General features: G+C 70.4%; 20 protein-coding genes. 11 read left to right on the forward strand and 9 right to left on the reverse strand.

Annotated features, from left to right (window positions below; translation table 11 throughout):
- The first annotated feature begins 267 nt into the window (after positions 1 to 267).
- Positions 268 to 1767, forward strand: coding sequence for an ABC transporter permease (locus F9278_RS11795; protein ID WP_152168285.1), 1500 nt, complete (start codon positions 268 to 270; stop codon positions 1765 to 1767).
- Positions 1768 to 1800: 33 nt separating this feature from the next.
- A complete protein-coding gene (locus F9278_RS11800) occupies positions 1801 to 2496 on the forward strand; it encodes an ABC transporter ATP-binding protein (RefSeq protein WP_152168286.1) in 696 nt (231 codons plus the stop codon).
- A gap of 33 nt (positions 2497 to 2529) precedes the next feature.
- Here F9278_RS11800 and F9278_RS11805 read toward each other — a convergent pair whose 3' ends face one another.
- Together F9278_RS11805 and F9278_RS11810 are read right to left on the reverse strand one after the other, a co-directional pair.
- A complete protein-coding gene (locus tag F9278_RS11805) occupies positions 2530 to 3543 on the reverse strand; it encodes an aldo/keto reductase (protein WP_152168287.1) in 1014 nt (337 codons plus the stop codon).
- Between the two features lie 97 nt (positions 3544 to 3640).
- The gene (locus tag F9278_RS11810; RefSeq protein WP_152168288.1) at positions 3641 to 3967 is read right to left on the reverse strand and encodes a sigma-70 family RNA polymerase sigma factor family protein; all 327 of its coding nucleotides are present in this window, start codon (positions 3965 to 3967) and stop codon (positions 3641 to 3643) included.
- 443 nt (positions 3968 to 4410) lie between these two features.
- On the opposite strand from F9278_RS11810, the gene F9278_RS11815 reads away from it, so the two are divergent.
- From F9278_RS11815 to F9278_RS11840, 6 genes are all read left to right on the forward strand, one after another.
- The gene (locus tag F9278_RS11815; RefSeq protein ID WP_152168289.1) at positions 4411 to 4956 is read left to right on the forward strand and encodes a DoxX family membrane protein; all 546 of its coding nucleotides are present in this window, start codon (positions 4411 to 4413) and stop codon (positions 4954 to 4956) included.
- A 35-nt stretch (positions 4957 to 4991) separates the two neighbouring features.
- Positions 4992 to 5345: a MazG-like family protein gene (locus F9278_RS11820; RefSeq protein WP_152168290.1), complete on the forward strand. Its 354-nt coding sequence runs from the start codon at positions 4992 to 4994 to the stop codon at positions 5343 to 5345.
- Positions 5338 to 5874 (forward strand): hypothetical protein, encoded by a 537-nt coding sequence (locus F9278_RS11825; protein WP_152168291.1) that lies wholly within the window; start codon positions 5338 to 5340, stop codon positions 5872 to 5874. Before F9278_RS11820 ends, F9278_RS11825 begins: the two co-directional genes overlap by 8 nt.
- A gap of 231 nt (positions 5875 to 6105) precedes the next feature.
- Positions 6106 to 8355 carry an MMPL family transporter gene (locus F9278_RS11830; RefSeq protein WP_152168292.1) on the forward strand — a complete coding sequence of 750 codons (2250 nt, stop codon included), beginning with the start codon at positions 6106 to 6108 and terminating at the stop codon, positions 8353 to 8355.
- 184 nt (positions 8356 to 8539) lie between these two features.
- Positions 8540 to 9826, forward strand: coding sequence for a sensor histidine kinase (locus F9278_RS11835; protein ID WP_152168293.1), 1287 nt, complete (start codon positions 8540 to 8542; stop codon positions 9824 to 9826).
- Positions 9827 to 9835: 9 nt separating this feature from the next.
- The gene (locus F9278_RS11840; RefSeq protein WP_152168294.1) at positions 9836 to 10513 is read left to right on the forward strand and encodes a response regulator transcription factor; all 678 of its coding nucleotides are present in this window, start codon (positions 9836 to 9838) and stop codon (positions 10511 to 10513) included.
- A gap of 37 nt (positions 10514 to 10550) precedes the next feature.
- On the opposite strand, the gene F9278_RS11845 is transcribed toward F9278_RS11840, so the two are convergent.
- From F9278_RS11845 to F9278_RS11860, 3 genes are all read right to left on the reverse strand, one after another.
- Positions 10551 to 11999, reverse strand: coding sequence for a family 43 glycosylhydrolase (locus F9278_RS11845; protein ID WP_193241447.1), 1449 nt, complete (start codon positions 11997 to 11999; stop codon positions 10551 to 10553).
- A gap of 176 nt (positions 12000 to 12175) precedes the next feature.
- Positions 12176 to 13678, reverse strand: a complete 1503-nt coding sequence (locus F9278_RS11855; RefSeq protein ID WP_152168295.1) for a family 43 glycosylhydrolase — start codon at positions 13676 to 13678, stop codon at positions 12176 to 12178.
- Positions 13679 to 14119: 441 nt separating this feature from the next.
- A complete protein-coding gene (locus F9278_RS11860) occupies positions 14120 to 15379 on the reverse strand; it encodes a TolB-like translocation protein (protein ID WP_226966704.1) in 1260 nt (419 codons plus the stop codon).
- Positions 15380 to 15491: 112 nt separating this feature from the next.
- Here F9278_RS11860 and F9278_RS11865 point away from each other — a divergent pair, with 112 nt between their 5' ends.
- Entirely contained in the window at positions 15492 to 16175 is a 684-nt protein-coding gene (locus F9278_RS11865; RefSeq protein WP_152168297.1) for a maleylpyruvate isomerase N-terminal domain-containing protein, read from the forward strand.
- Between the two features lie 32 nt (positions 16176 to 16207).
- Here F9278_RS11865 and F9278_RS11870 read toward each other — a convergent pair whose 3' ends face one another.
- Both F9278_RS11870 and F9278_RS11875 read right to left on the reverse strand, forming a co-directional pair.
- The gene (locus F9278_RS11870; RefSeq protein ID WP_152168298.1) at positions 16208 to 16984 is read right to left on the reverse strand and encodes an ABC transporter permease; all 777 of its coding nucleotides are present in this window, start codon (positions 16982 to 16984) and stop codon (positions 16208 to 16210) included.
- Positions 16981 to 17958 carry an ATP-binding cassette domain-containing protein gene (locus tag F9278_RS11875; RefSeq protein ID WP_226966705.1) on the reverse strand — a complete coding sequence of 326 codons (978 nt, stop codon included), beginning with the start codon at positions 17956 to 17958 and terminating at the stop codon, positions 16981 to 16983. Before F9278_RS11875 ends, F9278_RS11870 begins: the two co-directional genes overlap by 4 nt.
- 18 nt (positions 17959 to 17976) lie before the next feature.
- Here F9278_RS11875 and F9278_RS11880 point away from each other — a divergent pair, with 18 nt between their 5' ends.
- Positions 17977 to 18807, forward strand: a complete 831-nt coding sequence (locus tag F9278_RS11880) for a sensor histidine kinase (protein WP_193241448.1) — start codon at positions 17977 to 17979, stop codon at positions 18805 to 18807.
- Positions 18804 to 19505 (forward strand): response regulator, encoded by a 702-nt coding sequence (locus F9278_RS11885; protein WP_152168301.1) that lies wholly within the window; start codon positions 18804 to 18806, stop codon positions 19503 to 19505. Before F9278_RS11880 ends, F9278_RS11885 begins: the two co-directional genes overlap by 4 nt.
- A 151-nt stretch (positions 19506 to 19656) precedes the next feature.
- Here F9278_RS11885 and F9278_RS11890 read toward each other — a convergent pair whose 3' ends face one another.
- Entirely contained in the window at positions 19657 to 21855 is a 2199-nt protein-coding gene (locus F9278_RS11890; protein ID WP_152168302.1) for a DEAD/DEAH box helicase, read from the reverse strand.
- On the reverse strand, positions 21855 to 23204 hold the full coding sequence (brxD, locus tag F9278_RS11895) for a BREX system ATP-binding protein BrxD (protein ID WP_152168303.1): 1350 nt from the start codon (positions 23202 to 23204) through the stop codon (positions 21855 to 21857). The genes F9278_RS11890 and brxD overlap by 1 nt, the downstream gene beginning before the upstream one ends.
- Between the last annotated feature and the right edge of the window lie 6 nt (positions 23205 to 23210).

The following is a 23210-nucleotide window of genomic DNA, read 5'->3' on the forward strand; positions in this document are numbered from 1 at the left end:
GAAGGGGGCGGACCTCGCGAGGGACCGCGAGGTAAGCACCGGACCACGGAACGGCTGCCCGCCGACATCCGCTTCTCCGGCCGGTATCCAAGCCGCGGTTCCTGGCAATGGCCCATGAGTGGCTCAGGAATGCGCTGTCTTATCGAAATCTGATCCCGGGCGCCGATTTCTCAGGCCTCACACATTCCTTACTCAGGACCCCTCAAAGGTTCCTCCCTAGCTTGTGACCGCGCCCACAGCGGGCGCCAAGAACCTTTGAGGAACGGGATGTTTGGCATCTATCTCAAGCGTGAGCTGAGCCGGCGCAAGAAGGCGGCTCTGGTCATCGCCATGGGTCTGGCGCTCGGAATCGCGCTGGTCATCACCGTCAACTCGGTCTCGGCGGGGATGCGGCAGGCGCAGGACAAGGTCCTCCAGTCGCTCTACGGTCTCGGCACCGACATGACGGTCACCAAGGCCAGAGAGGCACCCTCCGGGGACGACGAGGAGCAGGGCGGGCCCAGATTCGAGTTCGACGCCACCGCCGACGGCGACGACGGCGAGGAGCAGAGTTCGGACCGGGTCATGACGCAGGGCGGACAGACCCTGAAGTCCTCGCTCGTCGCCGAGGTGGCCGAGCAGGACGGCGTCGCCCAGGCCGTGGGCGCCCTCAGCCTCAACGTCACCAAGGTCGACGGCTCCTTCACCCAGGGCGAGGCCCGCACCGACGACACCTCCTCCTCCTCGCAGCAGCAGGGCCAGGGCGGCCCCGGCGGCGGCACGAACCAGGGCGGCGGCTCCAGCCGGCCCCGTGTCGAGGGCGGCGGCGCCTCCTTCGGCGTCAACAGCTACTCCGTCGCCGGTGTCGACGTCACCGACCAGGACCTCGGCCCGCTCGCCACCTCGAAGATCACCAAGGGCAGGACGTTCACGGCCGCGCAGACCGACGCGAAGGTCGCGGTGCTCAGCAAGTCGTACGCCAAGGAGAACGAGTACACGGTCGGGGAGAAGATCACGATCTCCGGCACCAAGTACAAGATCATCGGGATCGCGACGCCCGACAGCAGCGAGTCCACCACCGACGTCTATCTGCCGCTGAAGCAGGCGCAGACGCTCGGCGACGCCAAGAACACCGTCACCACGATCTACGTCAAGGCCATCGACTCGCAGCGGATCGACGCGGTCAAGGCGACCATCCAGAAGAACATCTCGGGGACCACGGTCACCACCTCCGCCGATCTCGCCGAGACCGTCTCCGGCTCGCTGACCACCGCCTCCGACCTCGCGACCAGCGTCGGCAAGTGGCTCTCCATCGCCGTGCTCGCCGCCGCGTTCCTGGTGGCCGCGCTGCTCACCTCCTCCGCCGTGTCCCGCCGGGTGCGCGAGTTCGGCACGCTGAAGGCGCTCGGCTGGCCCAGCCGCAAGGTCACCCGGCAGGTCGTCGGCGAGTCCATGGTGAACGGACTGCTCGGCGGCGCCCTCGGCATCGGCCTCGGCCTCGCCGCCGCCTACACGGTGACCGCGATCAGCCCGACCCTCAAGGCGGAGCTGGGCAACACCGGCGGCATGGGCGGTGGCGGCATGGGCGGCGGCCCCGGCGGGGGCGGCGGCGCTCCCGGCCAGCAGACCTCCGACGCCCTGGAGATCGCGCTCTCCGCACCCGTCTCCCTGTCCACCATCGCCCTCGCGGCGGGCCTCGCCATCGCCGGCGGACTGATCGCCGGGGCCATGGGCGGCTGGCGCGCCTCCCGGATGCGGCCCGCGGACGCCCTGCGCAGCGTGTCGTAGCCGGCCGGCCCCAACTCCCCCAAGGACGAACCCATGTACAAGCTCACCGGCGTCACCAAGCGCTACAAGCGGGGCAAGGAGACCATCGAGGCGCTGCGCGGCATCGACCTCGTCATCGAGGACGGCGACCAGCTCGTCGTCCAGGGCCCCACGGGTGGCGGCAAGTCCACCCTGCTGCAGATGATCGGCGGCCTCGACCGCCCCTCCGAGGGCAGTGTCGAACTGGACGGCGTGGACCTCGCCTCCATCAGCGAGGCCAAGCTGACCCGGGTGCGGGCCGAGAAGGTCGGCATCATCTTCCAGGCGTTCAACCTCATCCCGACGCTCACCGCACAGGAGAACGTGGAGACCGCGCTCGTCCCGCTCGGTGTGAAGGCGAAGGAGCGGCGCGAGCGGGCCGCCGAGGCACTGCGTTCGGTGGGCCTCGGCGAACGTCTCACCCACGCCCCGTCCGAGCTGTCCGGCGGTCAGCAGCAGCGCGTCGCCATCGCCCGCGCCCTCGTCAAGCGACCGAAGGTGCTGCTCGCCGACGAGCCCACCGGCAACCTCGACGAGGGCACCCGCGACGAGATCATGGCCCTGCTGGAGGGGCTGTGGCGCGAGCAGGGCCTCACCTTCATCCTGGTCACCCACGACTCCTCGATCGCCCGCCGCGCGCCCCGGCTCGCCACCATCAAGGCGGGACAGCTGACGCTCACCGAGCAGGAGCAGGAGCAGTACGCGAGCTGACAACCCTTTCGGCTGCCGTGGCGTACGGGCCGCTCACCGCCCCAGGATCCGGTCGATCTCGGCCACCTGGTCCGCGGTGAGCGGCCCTTTCGCGAGGGCGCCCGCGTTCTCCTCGGCCTGGGCGACCGAGCGGAAGCCGGGGATGGGCACGGTCCGCGGGCTGCGGGCCCAGATCCAGCCGAGGGCGCCCTGTGCGAGCGTACGGCCGCCGCTGGTGAGGATCTCCCGCAGCGCCTCGACCCGGCCGAGCCACTCCGGGTCGGCGCCGGAGTCGGCGGTGAAACCGGGCAGCCAGGCGGGCGGGGTGCTGCGGATGTCGCCGGACTCCAGGGCGCGCCCGGCGGTGTGCTTGCCGGTGAGCAACCCCATGGCGAGAGGACTGCGGTTGATGCTCGCGAGGTTCGACTCCTCGCAGAGTGCCAGGAGTTCGGGCGCGTCCTGGAGGATGTTCAGCCGGTGCTGCACGGCCGCGCAGTGCGGTCCCTCGGCGAACACGGCGGCGCGGTCCGGGTCGTCGGTGCTCCACGCGTACGCCCGGATCAGGCCCTCCCGTACGAACTCCTCGCAGGCCTCGCGGAGTTCGGCGGCGCGCTCGGGGTCGGCGTCGGAGAGGTGGAGCTGGTACAGGTCGACGTGGTCGGTGCCGAGGCGGTCCAGGGAGGCGGTGAGGGCGCGGCGGGCGTGGGCCGGGGTGTCGTCCTGGCCGGTGAGGGTGCGGGTCGGCTCGTCGAAGACGTTGCCCCACTTGGTGGCCACGACGACGTCCGCGCGGCGCTTGCCGAGGGCGCGGCCGAGCACCCGCTCGCTGTGCCCGGTGCCGTACGCGTCGGCCGTGTCGAAGAAGGTGACGCCGAGGTCGAGGGCGCGGTGGACCGCCCGTACGGACTCCTCGTCGTCCACCTTGCCCCAGCCGAGCGGCTGCCCGTCGGGGGCCTGCCACTCACCGCCGATGGCCCAGCAGCCGAAGCCGAGGGCGCTGACCTGGATACCGCTGCGGCCGAGGTGCCTGGTGTACGGGTGCGCGGACGTGTGCGTGTTCGTCTCCATGACCACGGACGTTAGGAGTTGGAGTGCACACGAACGCAAGCCCCCGAACCTTCCGTGTCGTACGGGGTGTGTCGTACGGGGTGTGTCGTACGGGGTGTTACGCCTGACCCGTCTCGAACCGGCTGATCCTGCCGTCCTCCGACACAGTGAAGCGCCACGCGGTGCGCATCTCGCCCCAGGTGTCGTTGCGGTAGTTGGCGACCAGGGCCCGGCCGCCGGCGGATTCGCGCTGGACCTCCATATGTCCGTGGGAGGAGAAAATCTCCCGGTCGGTCCAGTCGGCGAGGTCACGGTCGGAGCCGTCGTCCGACATGGTCGCGTCGTCCGTGAGGAGCGCGAAGAACGCGGTCTCGTCGTGGGCGTTCACCGCGGCGACGAAGGCCCGGACGGCCGGGTCGCTGAGTTTGGCGGGTGCGATCGTCATGGCGGCCAGCCTCACACCGACGACGAGGGTACGCCACCGGAAGGGCGCCTCGGATTCGGGCGACCTGGGGCCTGTCGTTCGGATCACGCCTGGGCCGCGGGGCTTGGCACGCACTCCCCCACTGCCTCACGGGGCCTTAAGGGTGTGGGGGAACCCCCAGCCGCGTTGTCGTCGGTCGCCGACTCCCCCACTCTCGACTTCGCGCGAGCGGGAGGTACCCCCATCGCGTCGACGCCCTCCTCCGCCTCGCAGCCGCACGCACCAAGCCCGCTCACCGGCGGTCACCAGGCACCGTGACCCGAAGCCGGCATGATCCGAAAGACAGGCCCCAGCCCGCCACCCGAACGGGCGCGCGAGCGGGTCGGGCGGGTGTGATCGGTGCGACGGTGGATACGCGGGAGGGGACCCACCGGACCCACCCAAGGGCTGTCCAGGGAGTGTTCATGACCTCGTTCGACCGACGTGATCTGGGGCTGTTGCTGCTGCGGCTGGGCACGGGCGGTGTGCTCGCCGCGCACGGGACGCAGAAGCTGTTCGGCTGGTTCGGCGGGCACGGCATCGAGGGGACCGGCCAGTTCATGGAGTCCGTCGGCTACGCGCCGGGCAGAGCGAGCGCCACCGCGGCCGGGATGGCCGAGCTGGGCGGCGGCACCCTCCTCGCGCTGGGCCTCGCGACACCCGCGGCCGGTGCCGCCGCGGCGGGCGCGATGGGCGGCGCGACCGCGATCCACGCGCCCAACGGCTTCTTCAACGCCGAGGGCGGCTACGAGTACGCCGCGACCCTGGGCCTGGCCGCGGCGGGCCTCGCCGTCACCGGGCCCGGCCGGCTCTCCCTCGACCACGCGTTCCGCCATGTCGTCGACCGGGGCTGGATGGTCCCGGTGGCGCTCGCCGGTACGGCCGCCGTCACCGCGGTGGTCGTGGGCATGCGCAACCAGCGGGTGCGGAAGGCCAAGGAGGGCGAGCAGGAGGCGTTGTTCGAGGAGTGACCTCGGCTGTCACAGGGGCGTGACAAGCTGCGCCCATGAGCGAGCATCCCCGGCATCCCCACGCCCCCGACGACCTCTGGCAGTCCGTCGCCCGGCTGCACGACTGGCTGGAGGCCGGCCAGCCCCACGGCGGCCAGGAGGCGCTGCTGCTGCGGATGTTGAAGCTGCAGGAGGAGGTCGGCGAGGTCGCGCAGGCGGTCATCGGCGTCACCGGGCAGAACCTGCGCAAGGGCACCACCCACACCTGGGAGGACGTCCAGTCGGAGCTGTGCGACGTGGTCGTCACGGCCCTGATCGCGCTGCGCGCCCTCACCCCGGACGCCCGTGAGGTCTTCACCGCCCATCTGGCCGGGGTCACCGCGCGCTCGCTGGACTCCCGCCATGGCTGACAGCGCGTTCTGGATCGCCTCGCTCACCGCCGGTACGGCCGTGCTCGCGAGCTGGGTGACGAGCCGGGGGACCTCGCGGGCGGCACGCATCCAGGCGGACACCACGGCGGACGCGCAGCGCGTGGAACGGCTGCGGGCGGCGCGGCGGACGGCGTACGCGGAGTTCATGGAGCAGGCGCAGCGGCTGAGCGATGTGCACTGGAGGGTGTCGGACGCGGTCCGGGGCGCCGAGGGGGGTGTGCTGGGTGAGGAGCGGGTCGAGGAGCTGCGGCGGCTGCGGGAGCGCCAGCGGGACGAGTACGCCACGCTGCGGAACCTCACCTGGGTCGTGTCGCTGGAAGGGCCCGACGAGGTCGCCGAGCTGGCCAACAAGGTCCGGCGGACGACGAACCCGTTCCACAAGGCGATCGAGGCGATGATCGAGGGCGACACCGGTGCCGTGGCCCGCTTCGACGCCTGCTACTCGCCGTTCTGGGACGCGCTGAAGGAGTTCATCAAGGCCTCCCGCGACACCCTGCACTCCATGTAGGCCGATACTCCCCGTAGGCCGATACTCCCTGTAGGCCGATCTTGGGTCATACCCCGGTGACGCCCCGGTCATACCCCGGGGTGACCCGGCACCCGCGTCGTACTGCGAACTGAGTACCCGCGATTGTCGGCAGGCGCACGACGACGGGACGGGCCCCGGAAGGGGAGTCTGAGCAGGAATCCGAGACCTCTTGATTCCTCTGAAGACTTCTCACGTGGAGACCTGCGACCCATGGCAACCTTCCTGCATCGGCTGGGCCGGCTGGCCTTCCGCAAACGCTGGTACGTCCTCCTGATATGGGCGGCGGTCCTGGGCGCCGTCGGTGTCGGCGCCCTCAAGGCCCCCGGAGCCTCCGACGAGGAGTTCTCCATGCCGGGCATCGAGTCCCAGAAGGCGTTCGACCTGCTGGAGCAGCGCTTCCCCGGTGTCACGGCGGACGGCGCCACCGCCCGGGTCGTGTTCGTCGCGCCGGGCGGTGAGAAGGTGACCGCCACCGAGAACAAGAAGGCGATCGAGGAGACGGTGGCCGAGCTGGCCGACGGCTCGCAGGTGGCGAGCGCCGTCGACCCGTTCCAGGCGAAGGCGGTGAGCCAGGACGGCACCACGGCGTACGCGACCGTCACCTACAAGGTCACCGCGAACGACCTCACCGACGCCGGCAGGGCCCACCTGGAGGAGGTGCTGCATGCGGCCCAGGACTCCGGGCTGACCGTGGAGGCCGGCGGCACCGCGATGGCCGAGCAGGGCGGTGCGGGCGGGATGGCCGAGGTGATCGGTGTCGCCATCGCCGCCGTCGTACTCCTCGTCACCTTCGGCTCGCTGGCCGCGGCCGGGCTGCCGCTGCTGACCGCGCTGGTCGGCGTCGCCTTCAGCATGGCCACCATCCTCGCCCTGTCCGACGCCTTCGGTCTGTCCACCACCACCGGCACCCTGGCGATGATGCTGGGCCTCGCGGTCGGCATCGACTACGCCCTGTTCGTCGTCTCCCGCTACCGGGAGGAGCGCGCCAAGGGCCGTTCGCCCGAGGAGGCCACCGCCCTCGCGACGGGGACGGCCGGCTCGGCGGTCGTGTTCGCCGGGCTCACCGTGGTCATCGCGCTGGCCGGGCTGTCGGTGGTCGGGATCCCGATGCTGACGAAGATGGGGCTGGCCGCGGCCGGCGCGGTCGTCGTCGCCGTACTGATCGCCCTGACGCTGGTCCCGGCCCTCCTCGGTTTCTGGCCGAACGCCGTGCTGACCCGCAAGGCCCGCAAGGCCCGCAAGGCCCGCAAGGCCCGCAAGGCCCGCAAGAGCGGCCGTATCGAGGAGAGCGGCGCGGACAACGGGGGCACCCGCTGGTCCCGGTTCGTGCTGCGCCGCCCGATACCCGTCCTGGTCCTCGGTGTCATCGGTCTGGGCGCGCTCGCGGTGCCGATGACCGATCTGCAGCTGGGCATGCCCGGTGACGAGGCGAAGCCGACGTCGACCACCGAGCGGCGGGCCTACGACGCGCTCGCGGAAGGCTTCGGGCCCGGGTTCAACGGGCCGCTGACGATCGTGGTGGACGCCAAGGGCGCCGACGACGCCAAGAGCGCGGCCGACACGATCGCGAGGGAGATCGGCGGCACGAAGGGGATCGTGTCCGTCTCCCCGGCCCGCTTCAACGAGGCCGGTGACACCGCCGTCTTCTCGGCGGCGCCCTCGACCGCGCCGACCGACGAGAAGACCAAGGACCTGGTGACCGTCATCCGGGACGAGCGTCCCGGCATCGAGTCGGAGACCGGGGCGACCTTCGAGGTCACCGGCACCACCGCGCTGAACATCGACATCTCCGACAAGGTGCGGTCCGCGCTGGTCCCGTATCTGCTGGTGGTGGTCGGTCTGGCCGTCATCCTGCTGCTGGTGGTCTTCCGGTCCCTCCTCGTCCCGCTGAAGGCGGCCCTCGGCTTCCTGCTGTCGGTGCTCGCGTCGCTCGGTGTGGTCGTGCTGGTCTTCCAGCAGGGCCATGGCGCGGAGATCCTGGGCGTGGAGCAGACCGGCCCGATCATGAGCCTGATGCCGATCTTCCTGGTGGGCATCGTGTTCGGCCTGGCCATGGACTACGAGGTGTTCCTGGTCTCCCGGATGCGGGAGGCGTACGTCCACGGCGACCGGGCCGACGAGGCGATCACCAGCGGCTTCCGGCACAGCGCCCGGGTGGTCGTGGCCGCCGCCCTCATCATGATCGCGGTGTTCGCCGGGTTCATCGGCGAGAGCGACTCCATGATCAAGATGATCGGGTTCGGGCTGGCCTCGGCGGTCCTGTTCGACGCGTTCGTGGTCCGGATGGCGATCGTGCCCGCCGTGCTCGCGCTCCTCGGCGACAAGGCGTGGTGGCTGCCGAAGTGGCTGGACCGGGCGCTGCCGCACGTGGACGTGGAGGGCGAGGCGCTCACCCGCCGGGCCGACGAGACGCCGGCCGCCCCCGCCGACACGGCCGAGCTGGAAGTCACCCGCACCTGAGCCGACCGCCCCACCCCACCCCACCCACCACCACCGGGGGCCGTCCGTGGCCTCGGCCACGGACGGCCCCCGGGCGTTCGCCCCCGAAGTCGACCACCATGGTCCCCAGCCCCCCGACCAGCCTGGCCCCCGACCACCCCTGGTCCCCCACCACCTTGGTCCCCGATCCCCGACCGGAGTCCCGATGACCGCCGGAGTCCCGATGACGACCGTGAGCAGGGAGAGGCGCTACGCCGACCGCCTCGAGGATTTCTCGGAACGGCACGCGTTCCTCGTCGATCTGGCGATGAGCTGCGCGCTGATGGGCTGTGTGGTCCTCGGCCTGATGCTCACCCTGCCCGGCGCCGAGCCACCGAAGCACGACGGTGTCGGCGTCGCCATCATGGGGGTGTCCTGCGTCAGCCTGCTCAAGCACCGCACACACCCGCGCGCCGCGCTCGTCGTGACGGTGCTGTGCACCGGGGCCGCGATCTCGATGGGCTATCTGCTCACCCCCCTGCTGCTGGCCCCGATCATGGCGGCGCTGTACTGGCTGGCCACCTTCACCGACCGGCTCACCACCCGCTACTACGGGCTGACCACCATCGCGGCGATGACGCTGGCGGCCGTGCTCTCCGACTCCATGACCCATCTCTCCCTGGTGCTCAGGACGATCGGCCCCGCCTTCTGGCTGCTGCTGCCGCTCGCCGCGGGCCGGGGCACCCAGATCCGGCGCGCCTATCTGAAGTCGGTGCAGGCCCGCGCCGAGTACGCCGAACGCACCCGGGAGGAGGAGGCCCGGCTGCGGGTCACCGAGGAACGGATGCGCATCGCCCGCGATCTGCACGACGTGGTCGCCCACCATCTGGCCCTCGCCAACGCCCAGGCGGGCACCGCCGCGCACCTCACCCGCACCGACCCCGAGCAGGCCCACCGCATCCTCACCGACCTGACCGCCACCACGTCCGCGGCGCTGCGCGAGTTGAAGGGCACCGTCGGTGTGCTGCGCCGCCCCGACGATCCCGAGGCGCCGCTGGCCCCCACCCCCGGCCTCGACCGGCTGCCGGAGCTGACGGCCGCGTGCGAGTCCGCCGGTCTCACGGTCACCGTCACCACGGAGGGCTCCCTCGGGCAGCTCGACCCCGGCGTGGACCTCACCGCGTACCGGATCGTGCAGGAGGCCCTCACCAACGTCAGCAAGCACGCCGACGCGGACACGGCGTACATCCGCCTCGCGTACGCGGAGGCCCATCTCACGATCACGGTCACCGACGACGGCGCCCGGCCCCCGCACCGCACCGGCTGCGTCCCGGACCCCGGCCGTGGCTTCGGTCTCATCGGCATGCGTGAGCGCGCCCAGTCCGTCGGCGGCTCCCTGAGGGTCGACCGGCGTCCCCAGGGCGGCTTCGAGGTCACCACCGACCTCCCGCTGCGCCCCTGCCCCCGCACCCCCGCGCCGGACCCGGAACCGGCCCCTGACCAGCGGAAGTAGAACAGCACCATGACCATTCGTGTCCTGCTCGCCGACGATCAGGCCCTGCTGCGGGCCACCTTCCGGATCCTCATCGACTCCTGTACGGACATGGAGGTGGTCGCCGAGGCCACCGACGGCCGGGAGGCGGTCGACCTGGTCCGCGTCCACCGCCCCGACGTGGTCCTCATGGACATCCGGATGCCCGGCACGGACGGGCTCACCGCCACGGCCGTGATCTGCGCCGACGAGGAGCTCGCCGACACCCGGGTACTGATCCTGACGACCTTCGAGATCGACGAGTACGTGGCCCAGGCGCTGCGCTCCGGCGCCAGCGGCTTCCTCGGCAAGGACGTCACCGCCGACGTCCTCCTCGACGGCATCCGCGCGGTGGCCGCCGGTGACACACTCCTGTCGCCCGCCGCCACCCGCACCCTCATCACCCGTTTCCTCGCCGCCCCCACCCCCGGCAGCCGTCTCGCCACCCCCGACCGGCTGACCATCCTCACCACCCGGGAACGCGAGGTCATGTCCCTGGCCGCCGAGGGCCACTCCAACGACGAGATCGCGGAGAAGCTGTACGTCAGTCCGCTGACGGTACGCACCCACATCCACCGGGCGATGACGAAGCTGGGGGCACGGGACCGGGCCCAACTGGTGGTGATGGCCTACCAGTCGGGCCTGATCCGGGTGACACCACCGGAGTAGGCGGTGCCACCCCGTCCCCGTACTCCCTTGAGGTCACCTACTCCTTGTAGAAGGTGGCGTCCTGTCGGTCGAGGGTGGTGCTGACCGGCTGGGTGTACAGCAGGTTGTTGAAGTGGCGGATGTACCGGCCGGGGAAGTTGTACGACTCGTACGAGACCCCGGCGGCGGTGTCGGCGAGGCCGGCCCGCTGGTGGAAGGAGGCGTCGGCGTCGAACAGGGCCGTGCCGTCGTCCTTCTCCACCCACACCTCGTTGTTCTTGTGACGGAGGTAGTAGCCGGGGAAGTTCGCGGACTCCAGCGAGACCGTGCCGCTGCCCGTGAGGCCGGTGACGACGCGGAACTGCGAGTCGGCGAGGTTGGTGACGTTGGCCTCCAGCTTCGCCCGGTACTCCCAGTGCCGGATGAACCTGTCCGGGTAGTTGAACGAGGAGAGCCGGACCGGGGTGGCGCCGTCGGCGACGGGGATACCGAAGTTGGGTGTGCCGTCGGCGTTCCAGTACAGCTTCTGGTAACGGGTGCGGCGGTTGGGGTCGTTGAGCGGGTCGCCGCTGATGTCCTTGTAGCTGCGGTCGTGGTAGACGAGGATGTCCGACTTGCCGTCCTCGGACGTGGTGAAGGTGTTGTGGCCGGGCCCGTACTGGCTGGTGGCCGCGTTGCTGGTGAAGACGGGGGTCGCGGTCTTCGCCCAGGAGGCCGGGTTCATCAGGTCGGCGGTGGCGGAGGCGGTCAGCAGGCCGAGGCAGTAGTTGGCGTCGGTGGCGCTGGCCGAGAAGGTCATGAAGACCTTGCCGTTCCGCTGGATGACGGCCGGTCCCTCGTTGACGCGGTGGCCGATGGTCTCCCACGCGTACTCGGGCTTGGAGATCATCACCGGACTGCCGCTGATGGTCCAGGGGTTGGCGAGTTTCGCCAGATACAGGTTGGTGCCGGTGCCGACCGCCGGGTCGTTCTGCGCCCAGCTCAGATAGCGGGTGCCGTTGTGCGTGAAGGTGGTGGCGTCCAGCGAGAAGGTGTCCAGGGGCAGGGCGATCCGGCCCTTCTCGGTCCAGGTCCCGGTCAGCGGGTTGGCCGCGCTGGTCTCCAGGACGTACGGCCGGATCTTCCAGATGTCGTTCGTGGCACCGGCGGCGAAGTACACGTACCACTTGCCGTCGATGTAATGGATCTCCGGCGCCCAGATGTGGGCGCCCATCTCACCGCTGGCGTGCTTGGTCCAGATGGTGGTCTCCGTGGCCGTGGCGAGGCCCTGGAGGGTCGTGGCGCGGCGCATCACGATCTTGTCGTACGCCGGGACGGTGGCGGTGAAGTAGTAGTAGCCGTCGGTGTGCTTGTAGATGTGCGGGTCGGCGCGCTGCTCGGCGATCGGGTTGGTGAAGGTGACGGCGGGCGACGCGGGCGCGGCGGCCTGGGCGGGGGTGGTGACGCCGGTGAGCACGGTGAGCGCGGCTGCGGCGGCCACCAGTACCCGTCTGACGAGTCGTCTCATGTCTGGTTGCGGCCCTTCGAGGTCAGGGTTGTGGGGGATCAGGCGGTCGTGGGGTTCAGGCGGTCGTGAGGTTCAGGCGGTCGTGGCGGATCAGGCGGTCGTGGGGATCAGGCGGTCGTGGCGGATCAGGCGGTCGTGGGGATCAGGCGGTCGTGGGGATCAGGCGGTCGTGGGGATCAGGCGGTCGTGGGGACGAGGCGCCACTGCTGGCAGTTGTTGTTGAGCCAGGTCCACTGGCGTACGTCGACGCCGTTGCCCGTACCGCAGTTGGCGACGTCGGCGACCTTGCCGGTGGAGGCGTTGACGATCCGCACGTAGTCGCCGCCGGTGTAAATGAGGCGGGACTTCTGGCAGTTGTTGTTCAGCCAGGACCACTGCCGGATGTCGGCGCCGTCGGCGGCGGAGCAGTCGGCGGTGTCCATCACCTTGCCGGTGGCCACGTTGACCAGCCGGCTGGTGTCGTCCGCCATGTCCTCGACGCGCCACTTCTGGTTGGCGCCGCCGGTGCAGGTCCACTGGAAGATGTTGGTGCCGTCGGCGGTGTTGCCACCCTCGACGTCCAGGCACTTGCCGCTGTTGCGGTTGACGATCGTGTACGCGGTCGGGGTCGTCGCCGTCTCACCGGAAGGACCGGCGAGGGTGGCGCCGAGGGCGACCGGGGTGCCGAAGTTCGGGGTGCCGTCCGCGTTCCAGGTGAACTTCTGGGCGCGGGTCGTACGGCCGTTGCCGCAGCCGCCGTTGGCCGCGCTGTTGCCGTGGTAGACGATCCAGTTCTCGGTGCCGTCCGGGGAGGTGAAGAACCCGTTGTGGCCCGGCCCGTAGACCCCGTTGGCGTCGCTGCGCTGGAAGACCGGGGTCTGCTTCTTGGTCCAGGAGGAGGCGAGGAGCGGGTCGCTGCCGGTCAGTTCCAGCTGGCCGAGCTTGTAGTCGGCGGTCTGGCAGTGGCTGGCGGAGAAGGACACGAAGGTCCGGCCGTCGTGGTAGAGCGGCTCGGGCCCCTCGTTGACCGCGCCGCCGGAGGTCTCCCAGCTCAGCGTGGGGCTGGAGATGATCGAGAAGGTGTTGCTCGCGAGCGTGTACGGGTTGCTCAGCGGCGCGATGACCAGGCTCTGCGTACTGCCGCCGATGAAGCCGCTGCCCATCAGGTAGAGCTTGTTGTCGTGCTTGAGCACGCTGGCGTCGATGAGCCAGCCACCCGGGGTGAGGTTGGACCCGGTGAGGGTGTTCTTGTGCGTGTAGGGGCCGAGCGGGTCGGTGCCGGAGCTCTCCAGCACCTGGGTGCGCTGGGTGTCGCAGCACGCGGCGCCGCTCTGCGCGGCCGAGTAGTAGAGGTACCACTTGCCGTCCAGGAAATGGATCTCCGGCGCCCAGATGTTGGCGTTGCGCCCGGCGGTGGTGTCCGACCAGATCTCCACGCTCGGGGCGGTGCTCAGGCCGGCGAGGGTCGGGGACCTGCGCATGAGCAGCTTGTTGGTGAACGTCGTCGTCACCAGGTAGTAGTTGCCGTTGTAGTACTCCAGCCAGGGGTCGGCGCCCTTCTGGGACTTGACCGGGTTGGTGTACGGCTTGCCGTCGGCCGCGGCGGCGGGCGACGCCGGCTGGAGGGTGACGAGCGACGCGAGCAGGGCCAGCAGTGCGGCCCCCAAGGTCACCCAGTGCCGGACTTGAATGCGGAACACGGCAAGTCCCTTCGGGGAGCGGCTCTAGAGGGGGGAGGAAACAAGAAGGGATTGTTCGAAACTGCGAACGTTGTGCGTAACTTCGGCCAGAAGGTAAAGGTGAGGCAGGAGGGACGTCAATGGATGCGACACGATTTGATGCCTACGAGCCCGCCGGAACGGATCGCGGAGGGGGGTGAGTCGGCGTTCGCACGGTGAAACAGCAACAGGAGAACGCGGGGCAAGCCGGGCGGTAGGGCGTCTGGAGCATCATGCGCGCCGCGGAATGAGGACCGGGCCTGGAGAGATGAACTCGCCGATGCCGGAGCCGAGTTGGAGGGGCGGGCCGCAGCGCGATCTGGCTCGGCGGCAGCACGGGGCCGGCGACACGGGCGTACACCTCGCTCCGCCTCGCCCGCGACCGGGCGGCGGACGGGGCCGCCCCCGCCCGCGCTTCGCGGGTCAGCGCAGGGTGCGTACGAACACGTCGCCGATGAGGTTGGTGTCCTCGGGGACGAGGCCGGGGTGGTACGAGTCGAAGACGGCCGTGGACTCGTCCGCGCTCAGCGCCGCCCGCCCCACCGTGAGCGGGTTGCCGTCCTGCCCCGGTGACAGCAACTCCTCCTGCCCGGTGAACAGATCGCGCAGGATCAGCCCGAGCGAGCGGCGATCGGCGTCTGCCGTGTTGAGCAGCAGCTTCGAGCCGTCGGCGGACAGATCCGACAGCAGGGTGAGATCGGTGGGCGCGTGGCCGTCGTACCGCTGGAGCGTGCCGGTGCGCAGATCACGGACGAAGGCGTTCCAGGCCGTACCGGTGTTTCCGTTGGGATCGGCGCCGGGGACCAGATCGGTGGCCACCGAGTTGAATCCGACCGTGGACCCGTCGGCGCTGAGCACCGGTGCGACCGCCGACCTGTCGGCCGCCGCCCCGTCATGGGTGGCGTCGGCCTGCACGGTCTGTCCGCTCTCCCGGTCGTAGACCAGGATGTCGCCCTGGTCGTCGTCGGACGGCCCGGAGTAGCCCTCCAGATAGGCGACCCTGCGCCCGTCCGCGCTCATCGAGATCTGATCGCACCGGTGGAAGTTCTTCGAACCGTCCGACTCCCGGCTGACCCGCCGCACTTCCCCCGTCTCGCGATCCAGCAGCATGACCCGGCAGGCGAAGGCAGTGTTCGGATCGACGACGGGCCGGGCGACGAAGGCGACGTACCGCCCGTCGGCGCTGATGGGCGCGATGCCGTACGACGCGACGTAGCCCTCGTCCATCGCGGGAGCCAGCCGTTCGAGGGTGCCGGCGCTCAGATCCATGACGTGGACGGAGGACGTCGCGGTCGCGGTCGCGTACGACCCGAAGGTCAAATACCGCCCGGAATCAGAGAGTTGCGGTGTGGACGTGGTCTCCCCCGGCACCACGACCCGCCGCAACGGCTCCCCGGGCCCCGTCCGGTAGTACACGCTGTTCCGCACATCGGTCCCCGGCCCCAGGTTGGTAGCCGACGACATGAAGGCCACGACCCGCCCGTCCGCGCTGACCACGGGTTCGGTGGAGTGGCCGTTGCCGCCGGTGACGCCGTCGGGGGCCACACTGATCCGCTCGGTGCGTGGCACGACGGCCGACGCGGCCGACGCGGCCGACGCGGGCGACGCGGGCGACGCGGGCGACGCGGGCGCGGCGGGTGTGACGACGGCCGCGACCACCAGCACGCAACCGAAGCCACTCACCAACACACGTAACACAGGTCTCTTCACTGGACTGGCTCCCCCTCGGACAGACCGGACGACGATGAAAGCGCGCTCCCGGCGAAGGGTCAATGCCTTGAACTACCTTGCGAGGGTGGATCTCTTCTCGCCTTCCTGGGCAGCGCTGCGCACGGCCGTCGCCGACCTCACGGACAAGGACTTCGAACAGCCGTCGGGCTGCGCGGGCTGGCTGGTGAGAGACCTCGTCTGCCACCTGATCATCGACGCCCAGGACGTCCTGATCACCCTGGTCACCCCCGCGGCCACCGACGCCGCCCCCACGGCCGACGCGACGACGTACTGGCACGTGACCCACGAACCCCCGGCCGCCGAGGACCCTCTGGCGTCCCTGACCGTCCGCCTGGCCGCCGCGTACGAGGACATGGCCCTGCTCACATTCCACCTGGACGACGTGGGCTCCGCGGCGGCCCGCGCCGCCGAACTGGCCGACCCCGCCGCCCGGGTGACCACCCAGAACCAGATCCTCACGGTCGAGGACTACCTCACGGCGTACGTCCTGGAGTGGACCCTCCACCACCTGGACCTGACCGCCCACCTCCCGACCCGGCAGGGCCCGTCCCCGACCACCCCGGGCCCGTCCCCGGAGAGCCTGGCTCATTCCCGTACGGCGCTGGAGCGGATCGCGGGTACGGCGTTCCCGGGCTCCCTCACCGACGAGGACGCTCTGCTGATCGGCACGGGCCGCAGGGCGCCGTCGGATACGGAGAGGGCCGAACTCGGGCTTCTGGAAGGGAAGTTGCCACTCGTCCTGGGCTGAGAGGCCAAGGGGGCCCGCGGTCGGCGGTTCGGTCACACATCCCGCGTACGCAGCGCGACGTACCCCCCGAGGGTCGCGGCCACCGTCCACCCGAGCAGCACGATCAGCCCGGCCCCCGGCGAGAGGGTCGCGTCGCCCGACTCGGCCACCCGCATGATCCGGGCGCCCGCCTGGGTGGGCAGGTGGACGGCGATCGTCCGGAGGCCGGGGATGTTGAGCATGAGGGTCGGCAGGACGAAGTGGAACGGGACCAGCACGCCGAGGGAGACCGCGGCACCGCGCAGCACGACCGCCACACCACCGCTGAACACGGCGATCAGGGTCATGCCCACGACCGCCCCCACAAGCGCCCTGGGCACCCCCGGGCCGTCCAGCGGCACGGCGAGGCTCCCGAGTGCCCGCTCGGAGGCGAGAAAAGCGACCGGCACGGTGACGAGCGACACCGCGAGCGCCAGTCCCGCGCCGACGGCGAGCTTGCCCCCGTAGAGCAGTCCGCGTCGGGGCACGGCCGTCAACGAGGTCCGGATCATGCCGCCGGAGTACTCACCACAGACGAGAAGGACGACGAAGACCACCAGCACCAACTGGCCCATACCCACCCCGACGAACCCGGCATCGGCAGGATGAAAGTCGGCTCGGACCAGTGAACTACCTTCCTCGATGGCCTTCTTGACGGACAGACAGTTGACGACACCCACTCCGACGCTGATCACGAACGTGAGGAGGAGCGTCCAGCTGGTGGACCGCACGGTCCGCGCCTTGGTCCATTCGGAACGGACGACTGCGACGAAGGTGGCGGCGGCCCTCACGATCCCCCCTCGGCGCGGGGTTCGGCAGGGAACTCGGCGGTGAACTCGGCGTCCAGCGCGGTCAGCCGCATGAACGCCTCCTCCAACGAGCCGCGCTCGACGGCCAGTTCATGCACGGTCACCCCGTGCGCGGAGGCGATACGGCCGACACTCGCCGCATCCACCCCCACGACCAGTACGGTCCCGTCGGCCTGTTCGTGAAAGTCGATGCCCTTCCCGGAGAACAGCGAGACCAGCCGCGCCCTCTCCGGGGTCCGGACCCTGACCTTCGGCACGGAGTCGGCCTCGATGAATCCGTCCATGTCGGTGTCGGCGAGGAGCCGCCCCCGCCCGACGACGACCAGACGGTCGGCGGTCCGCGCCATCTCGCTCATCAGATGGCTGGACAGGAACACGGTCCGCCCTTCGCCCGCCAACTCCCTTACCAACATACGGATCCAGCGCACTCCGCCCGGGTCCAGCCCGTTGACGGGTTCGTCGAGCAGGAGGATCTCGGGTTCCCCGAGCAGCGCGGTGGCGATCCCCAGCCGCTGCCCCATCCCGAGCGAGAACCCCCCGACCCGCCGCCCCGCGACCCCGTCCAGCCCGGTCCGCCCGAGCACCTCCCCCACCCGCCGCCTCGGCAGCCGATTGCTCTCGGCGACACAGAGCAGATGGTGGTAGGCGGTACGCCCGGGATGCGCGGCCCTGGCCTCCAGCATGGCCCCGACCGTCCGCAACGGCTCACGCAACTCCCCGTACCGGCGCCCGTTCAGCAACACCCGCCCGCCATCGGGCCGGCACAGCCCGACCATGGCCCGCATCGTCGTCGACTTCCCGGCCCCGTTGGGCCCGAGAAACCCGGTGACCCGCCCGGGTTCGGCCCGGAAGGAGAGCCGGTCGACGGCGAGGGAGGCCCCGTACCGCTTACCGCGCTCTGCGCGACGGCCCTCCTCCTCGGAACGGTCGCGGGCGCGCCCCGGGGCTGGCAACACGGCGTCGGCTTCCTGATCGTGGGCATCGCGATCCTCGGGGCCACGTGGACGACGGCGTTCGCGGTCCGGGAACGGCGCGCCCTGACCCGGGCGGAAGCCGTCCGCCGCGAGGAACGGTCCCTCCACCACGAACGCCTCCGCATCGCCCGCGAACTCCACGACGTGGTCACCCACACCATGGGCGTCATCACGGTCAAGGCGAGCGTCGCCAACCACGTCCTGGCATCCCGGCCCGAGGAGGCCCACGACGCACTCAGGATCATCGAGACGGTCAGCCGAGAGGCGATGACGGAGCTGCGCGGCATCCTGCGAGTACTACGCGTGCCACCGCCCCCGGACGCGGAACGGGACGACGAACGAGACGACGAACGAGACAGCGAACGAGACAGCGAACGAGACGACAAACCGGCCGATTTGACCCCGACACCGGGTCTGCCGGACATCCCCACGCTCGTCCACGGCGCCCAACAAGCCGGACTCCAGGTGAAGTTGACCATGCCCAAACGGCACGTCCACCAACCACCGCACGGCATCGGCCTGGCCGCCTACCGCATCGTGCAGGAAGCCCTGACGAACGTCATGACCCACGCCGCCCCGACGACTTGCACCGTACGGATCGAGACGACCGCGGTCGGCCTGCGCCTGGAGGTCCGCGACGAGGGGCCGCCAGCTGTTCGCGACCGAGGGCGCCACGGCTCCCGACCGGCCGGCGGACACGGCATCCCCGGAATGCGCGAGCGGGCCAAGCTGTACGGCGGCACGCTCACGGCCGCCCCGCACCCCGACGGCGGCTTCCGCGTATCCGCCCATCTGCCGTACCACCCGCAGCAGCCACCGGAGCCCCAGTGACGACGCCCGCCCCCGCCTCCCCCACCCGCATCCTGATCGCCGAGGACCAGGCCCTGCTGAGCGGCAGCTTCCGCGTCCTGATCGACTCCGAACCGGACCTGATCACGGTGGGCGAGGCAAGCACGGGCGCCCAGGCGGTGGCCATGGCCCGCACCGAACACCCCGACCTGGTCCTGATGGACATCCGCATGCCGGAACTGGACGGCATAGAAGCGACCCGCCGCATCTGCGCGTCCCCTCTCACCGCCGACGTACGCGTCCTCATCCTCACCATGTTCGACCTGGACGACTACGTCTTCGCCGCCCTCCGCGCCGGCGCCGGCGGCTTCCTCCTGAAGGACACCCCACCGGCCGACCTCCTCACCGCGATCCGCGTCATCGCGACGGGCGAGGCACTACTCGCCCCGACCGTGACCCGCCGCCTGATCGAGGAGTTCTGCCGCCGCCCCCCGGCCCCGACCCCCACACCCCTCACCGGAGTCACCGACCGCGAACGCGAGGTCCTCCACCTCATCGCCACCGGCTCCTCCAACACCGAGATCGCCCACACCCTCCACCTCAGCCCCGGCACGGTAAAAACCCACATAGGCCACCTCCTGACCAAACTCAACGCCCGCGACCGCGCCCAACTCGTCATCACGGCTTACGAATCGGGCCTGGTCCGGCCCACGGGAGTCAGGCACATTCGCCAGCGGTGAAGGGCGATCTCTCAGCGGGCTCCGCCCATGGGCCCTCTGGCGACGGCCTGCTCACGATCTCCGCGGCAGAACCACAAGGCGGGTGACGAAGCTGTTGAGGCAGGCGCGATACCTGGCGTCTGTCCGGGGTGGTCTCAACGGCTTCTCCGGTTCAGCCGCCGTACTGGAAACGCACCGACTCTCCGAGCACCGAGCGGGCGCCATCGAAGTCGGCCAAGCGGGACGCCACTGTGGCCACGGCGAGGCGTTCCGGAAGGGCCGCGGAGAACTTCAGGCCGCGCACAGCCCGGCGGTCCACGTCTGGCAGTACGAGGTTCTCGCCGACGCTGTCACGAGCCGCACGCCAGTCGGCCGGAGTGAGGTTCTCGCGCAGGCGCAGCCAGCTGTCGGTGGGCCGTTGCAGGGGATCGGCGACCGACTGGAGTGTGGCTGCCAAGGTGGCGTTGGCGCGATAGCCGGCCCAGGTCCACCAACGGACGTCTGAGCCGACGCGCGTGATCAACGTGCCACCCGGGTGGACGGTCTCAGGTGCGTCGGTCTCACGCTGTTCGGCCAGGCATGCCTCCGCACGCCGGGTGAGGGAGACCGGCGGGGCCGTGCCCAGCAGCACCTCGCGCATGGCGCGCGTCAGGGCGTATGACAGTCCGACGACGCCACCGTTCATCCACTTGGCGATTCCACCGCTGTCTGCCGGTTCGACGAAGACCCGTTTGCGCAGCCAGTCGATGTACGTGACCTGCCAACTGCGTCCGCCGAGCAGCAACCGCCTGGGGCCGGGGCGCTCCTCTGTGAGCACACTCGGGTCGGTGCGGCCGATCTCCGTCCGTCCGGACAGGACGGTGAACTGCGGAGGCGCGGTAAAAGACGCGGTGAGTTCGATGAAGTGGCGTTTGCCGAAGCGGCGTTCCGCCTCTGGGCCGACGAACAGCATCCCACCGTCGCTGTCGAGAAAGCCCTCCTCGGTGAGGAAGCGCAGGATCGGGGCAGCCGACTTGTCGAAAGGCGCAAGGCCGTTCCACTGCCGATCCCACAACTGGTCACCGAGCTTGTGCTGTTGCAAGGTCACGGCGAGCAATTGCTGAGCCACCAGGTGACGCGGCTCCGGCGGCGGGACGACCGGTTCCACCCAGCCCCGCGACCACAGCAGCAACAACCCCGCCGCCTGCAGCAACGTGTCCTTGCGGGTGGTGAGGAACAGACAGTTCCGCACGGTGCCGGACCGCCTGCCGGTGCGGCCGATGCGCTGCAGGAACGAGGCGACGGAGGCCGGTGAGTCGATCTGGATGACGCGTTCCAAGTCGCCGACGTCAATGCCGAGTTCGAGAGTTGACGTGGAGACGATGACGCAGTCGCGCGCCTCGGCGAACGCCTGCTCGGAACGGGTGCGTTCATCGACGGAGAGCGAGGCGTGAGACAGGAAGACGGTCACCTCGCGCGCGCGAAGCGCCGCGCCCAGCTCTTCGACCTGGCGGCGCGAGTCGCAGAAGACGAGCCGCTTCTCTCCTCTGTGCAGCGCCGCGATGAGTTTGGCCGCGTTGTCGAGGGAGCCGACGTAGTCGAGTTCCACTTCGCCCGCAGGCCTGCTGGGCGACTCGATGCTCGCCTTGTCGCCGTGTCCGCTGCCGCCGGTGGCCGGCAGACGCACTCCGGGGGCGACGACCTGACCGGTGCGACGGCCGACGCCCGCGCCTTGCAGCCAGTGCAGCAGCTCGGCCGGGTTGCCGACGGTCGCCGAGAGTCCGACGCGCTGGATGGGCCGTCCGGTGACCCGTTCCAACCGTTCGAGCACGGCCAACAGGTGCCATCCACGGTCGTCCCCCGCGAACGCGTGCACTTCGTCGACGACGACGGCCCGCACGCTCCCCAGCAGGCGGGCATGATCGGTCTTGACGCCGATCAGCATCGCTTCGAGCGACTCGGGCGTGGTCAGCAGGATGTCCGGTGCCTCGGCCCGGATGCGCTGCCGTTGCGATTCCTTGGTGTCGCCGTGCCAGAGCGCGGCCCGGCGCCCCAGCCACTGGGCGTACGTGTCGACGCGGCCGACCAGGTTGTTGAGGAGTGCCTTGAGCGGGCACAGGTACAGCACGGATGTGCCTGTCCACTTCTGCTCGGCCATCGCCGACAGCAGGGGGAAGCAGGCCGCCTCGGTCTTGCCCCCCGCCGTCGGAGCCAGCAGTACGGCGTCCTGCCCCTCCATGAGCGGGGGGATCGCCGCCCGCTGCAGGGGGCGCAGATCGGGCCAGCCGAGGGTGTTGACGATGTGATGCAGGACGACGGGGTCGAGTCGGTCGAGTACGTCGACGTCCTCGTCACCCGGGTCTTTCCCGGCCGGGAGTCCCGCGTCCGCCATTACAGCTCCAGGTCGATGTCATCGGCCGACGCGGAGTCTCCGGAGACCGCGGCCGCCAGATTTCGCTCGACGTCGGTGAGTTCGCTGCCGACGACCGTGAGTCGGTAGTGCTGCCGGGGGTCGAAGTCGTCGAACTGGTCCACGCGGTCGAGTACATCCCCGACGAGTTTCTTCAGGAACAGCCGGGGAGCCACTCCGACCTTCCCTCCCAGTGCCCCGCCGACGGCCACCGCGAGGTCCGCGACATACACGTCGTCGACGACCTTCCGCACACGGTCGGGAGCTTCTGCGGCATCGGCGTACAGGTCACGGATGGTGAGGCCGAGTCCGACCAAGGACTCCTGGTTGAAGCCGGGAAGCCTGATCTGCACGGCGCGAGGGTTGTCGAAGCGCGGGTCGGTGGTGAAGTCGGTGGCCAGCCGCTGGGCCAGCGGTGCCAGCCGCTGCACACCCTGCTGACCGTCGTAGAAGGCCGGGGTACCCGTGATCACCAGATACAGGCCGGGGAAACGGCCCGAGTGCACCTCGTCGATGAGCTGTCGCAGCGCGTTGAGTGCCTTGTCCCGGGCGTCCGACCGGACCCGCTGCAACGTCTCCACCTCGTCGAGGACGACGAACAGCCCAGTGTGTCCCGAGTCGCGCAGCACCGTGAGGAGCCCCTGCAGGAAACCGAGTGCACCGAAGTGGTCGAGGTCGCCGCGCACCCCGGCAGACCTGCGGGCGGAGGCTGCCACGTGCGGCTGGCCGCCGAGCCAGGCCAGGACGGCCGCGGCGGTCGCCTCGTCACCATCGGCGAGGGCGGCACGGTAGCCGCGCAGCGCGGTGGCGAACGACGGGGCGTGCCGGGAGACCTCGGCGAGCCGCGCGACGAGCAGCTTCTCCACCTCTCCCGGAAGATCGTCCTCGGTCGCACCGGCGGCGAGGGCGTCCTCCTCCAGGGCGTAGAACCAGGCATCGACGACTGGTCGGAGAGCGCTCGCGGGGAAGCTGGACGTGGTGAGGCGCTCGGTGAGCCGCCGGTAGACCGTCTCCAGCCTGTGCAGCGGTGTCTCGTTCTCCGAGATCTGGATCTCGGCCACGGCGAAGTTACGGCGCTTGGCCCGCTCCCCCAACCAGCGGGTGAAGAACGTCTTGCCGGACCCGTACTCGCCCCGCACGGCCTTGAACACGGACCCGCCGGACGCCACGGCGTCCAGTTCCGCGTCCAGAGCCGCTTCGAACCGGTCGAGTCCGGTGGCCAGCAGGTCGAGACCGCTGTCGGGCACGGCACCGCGTCGCAGGGCATCGATGACGGTGCGGCGGCGGGCGACGCTCACCTGGGCGGGGCGCTGGGATCCGGTGGTGCTCACAAGAAG

Source organism: Streptomyces phaeolivaceus, assembly GCF_009184865.1.
Classification (GTDB): domain Bacteria; phylum Actinomycetota; class Actinomycetes; order Streptomycetales; family Streptomycetaceae; genus Streptomyces; species Streptomyces phaeolivaceus.

Excerpts from the sequence above, each read along its gene's own strand:
- F9278_RS11795 (WP_152168285.1), top strand. The coding sequence starts at position 268 with ATGTTTGGCATCTATCTCAAGCGTGAGCTGAGCCGGCGCAAGAAGGCG.
- F9278_RS11800 (WP_152168286.1), top strand. The coding sequence starts at position 1,801 with ATGTACAAGCTCACCGGCGTCACCAAGCGCTACAAGCGGGGCAAGGAG.
- F9278_RS11805 (WP_152168287.1), bottom strand. The coding sequence starts at position 3,543 with ATGGAGACGAACACGCACACGTCCGCGCACCCGTACACCAGGCACCTC.
- F9278_RS11810 (WP_152168288.1), bottom strand. The coding sequence starts at position 3,967 with ATGACGATCGCACCCGCCAAACTCAGCGACCCGGCCGTCCGGGCCTTC.
- F9278_RS11815 (WP_152168289.1), top strand. The coding sequence starts at position 4,411 with ATGACCTCGTTCGACCGACGTGATCTGGGGCTGTTGCTGCTGCGGCTG.
- F9278_RS11820 (WP_152168290.1), top strand. The coding sequence starts at position 4,992 with ATGAGCGAGCATCCCCGGCATCCCCACGCCCCCGACGACCTCTGGCAG.
- F9278_RS11825 (WP_152168291.1), top strand. The coding sequence starts at position 5,338 with ATGGCTGACAGCGCGTTCTGGATCGCCTCGCTCACCGCCGGTACGGCC.
- F9278_RS11830 (WP_152168292.1), top strand. The coding sequence starts at position 6,106 with ATGGCAACCTTCCTGCATCGGCTGGGCCGGCTGGCCTTCCGCAAACGC.
- F9278_RS11835 (WP_152168293.1), top strand. The coding sequence starts at position 8,540 with ATGACCGCCGGAGTCCCGATGACGACCGTGAGCAGGGAGAGGCGCTAC.
- F9278_RS11840 (WP_152168294.1), top strand. The coding sequence starts at position 9,836 with ATGACCATTCGTGTCCTGCTCGCCGACGATCAGGCCCTGCTGCGGGCC.
- F9278_RS11845 (WP_193241447.1), bottom strand. The coding sequence starts at position 11,999 with ATGAGACGACTCGTCAGACGGGTACTGGTGGCCGCCGCAGCCGCGCTC.
- F9278_RS11890 (WP_152168302.1), bottom strand. The coding sequence starts at position 21,855 with ATGGCGGACGCGGGACTCCCGGCCGGGAAAGACCCGGGTGACGAGGAC.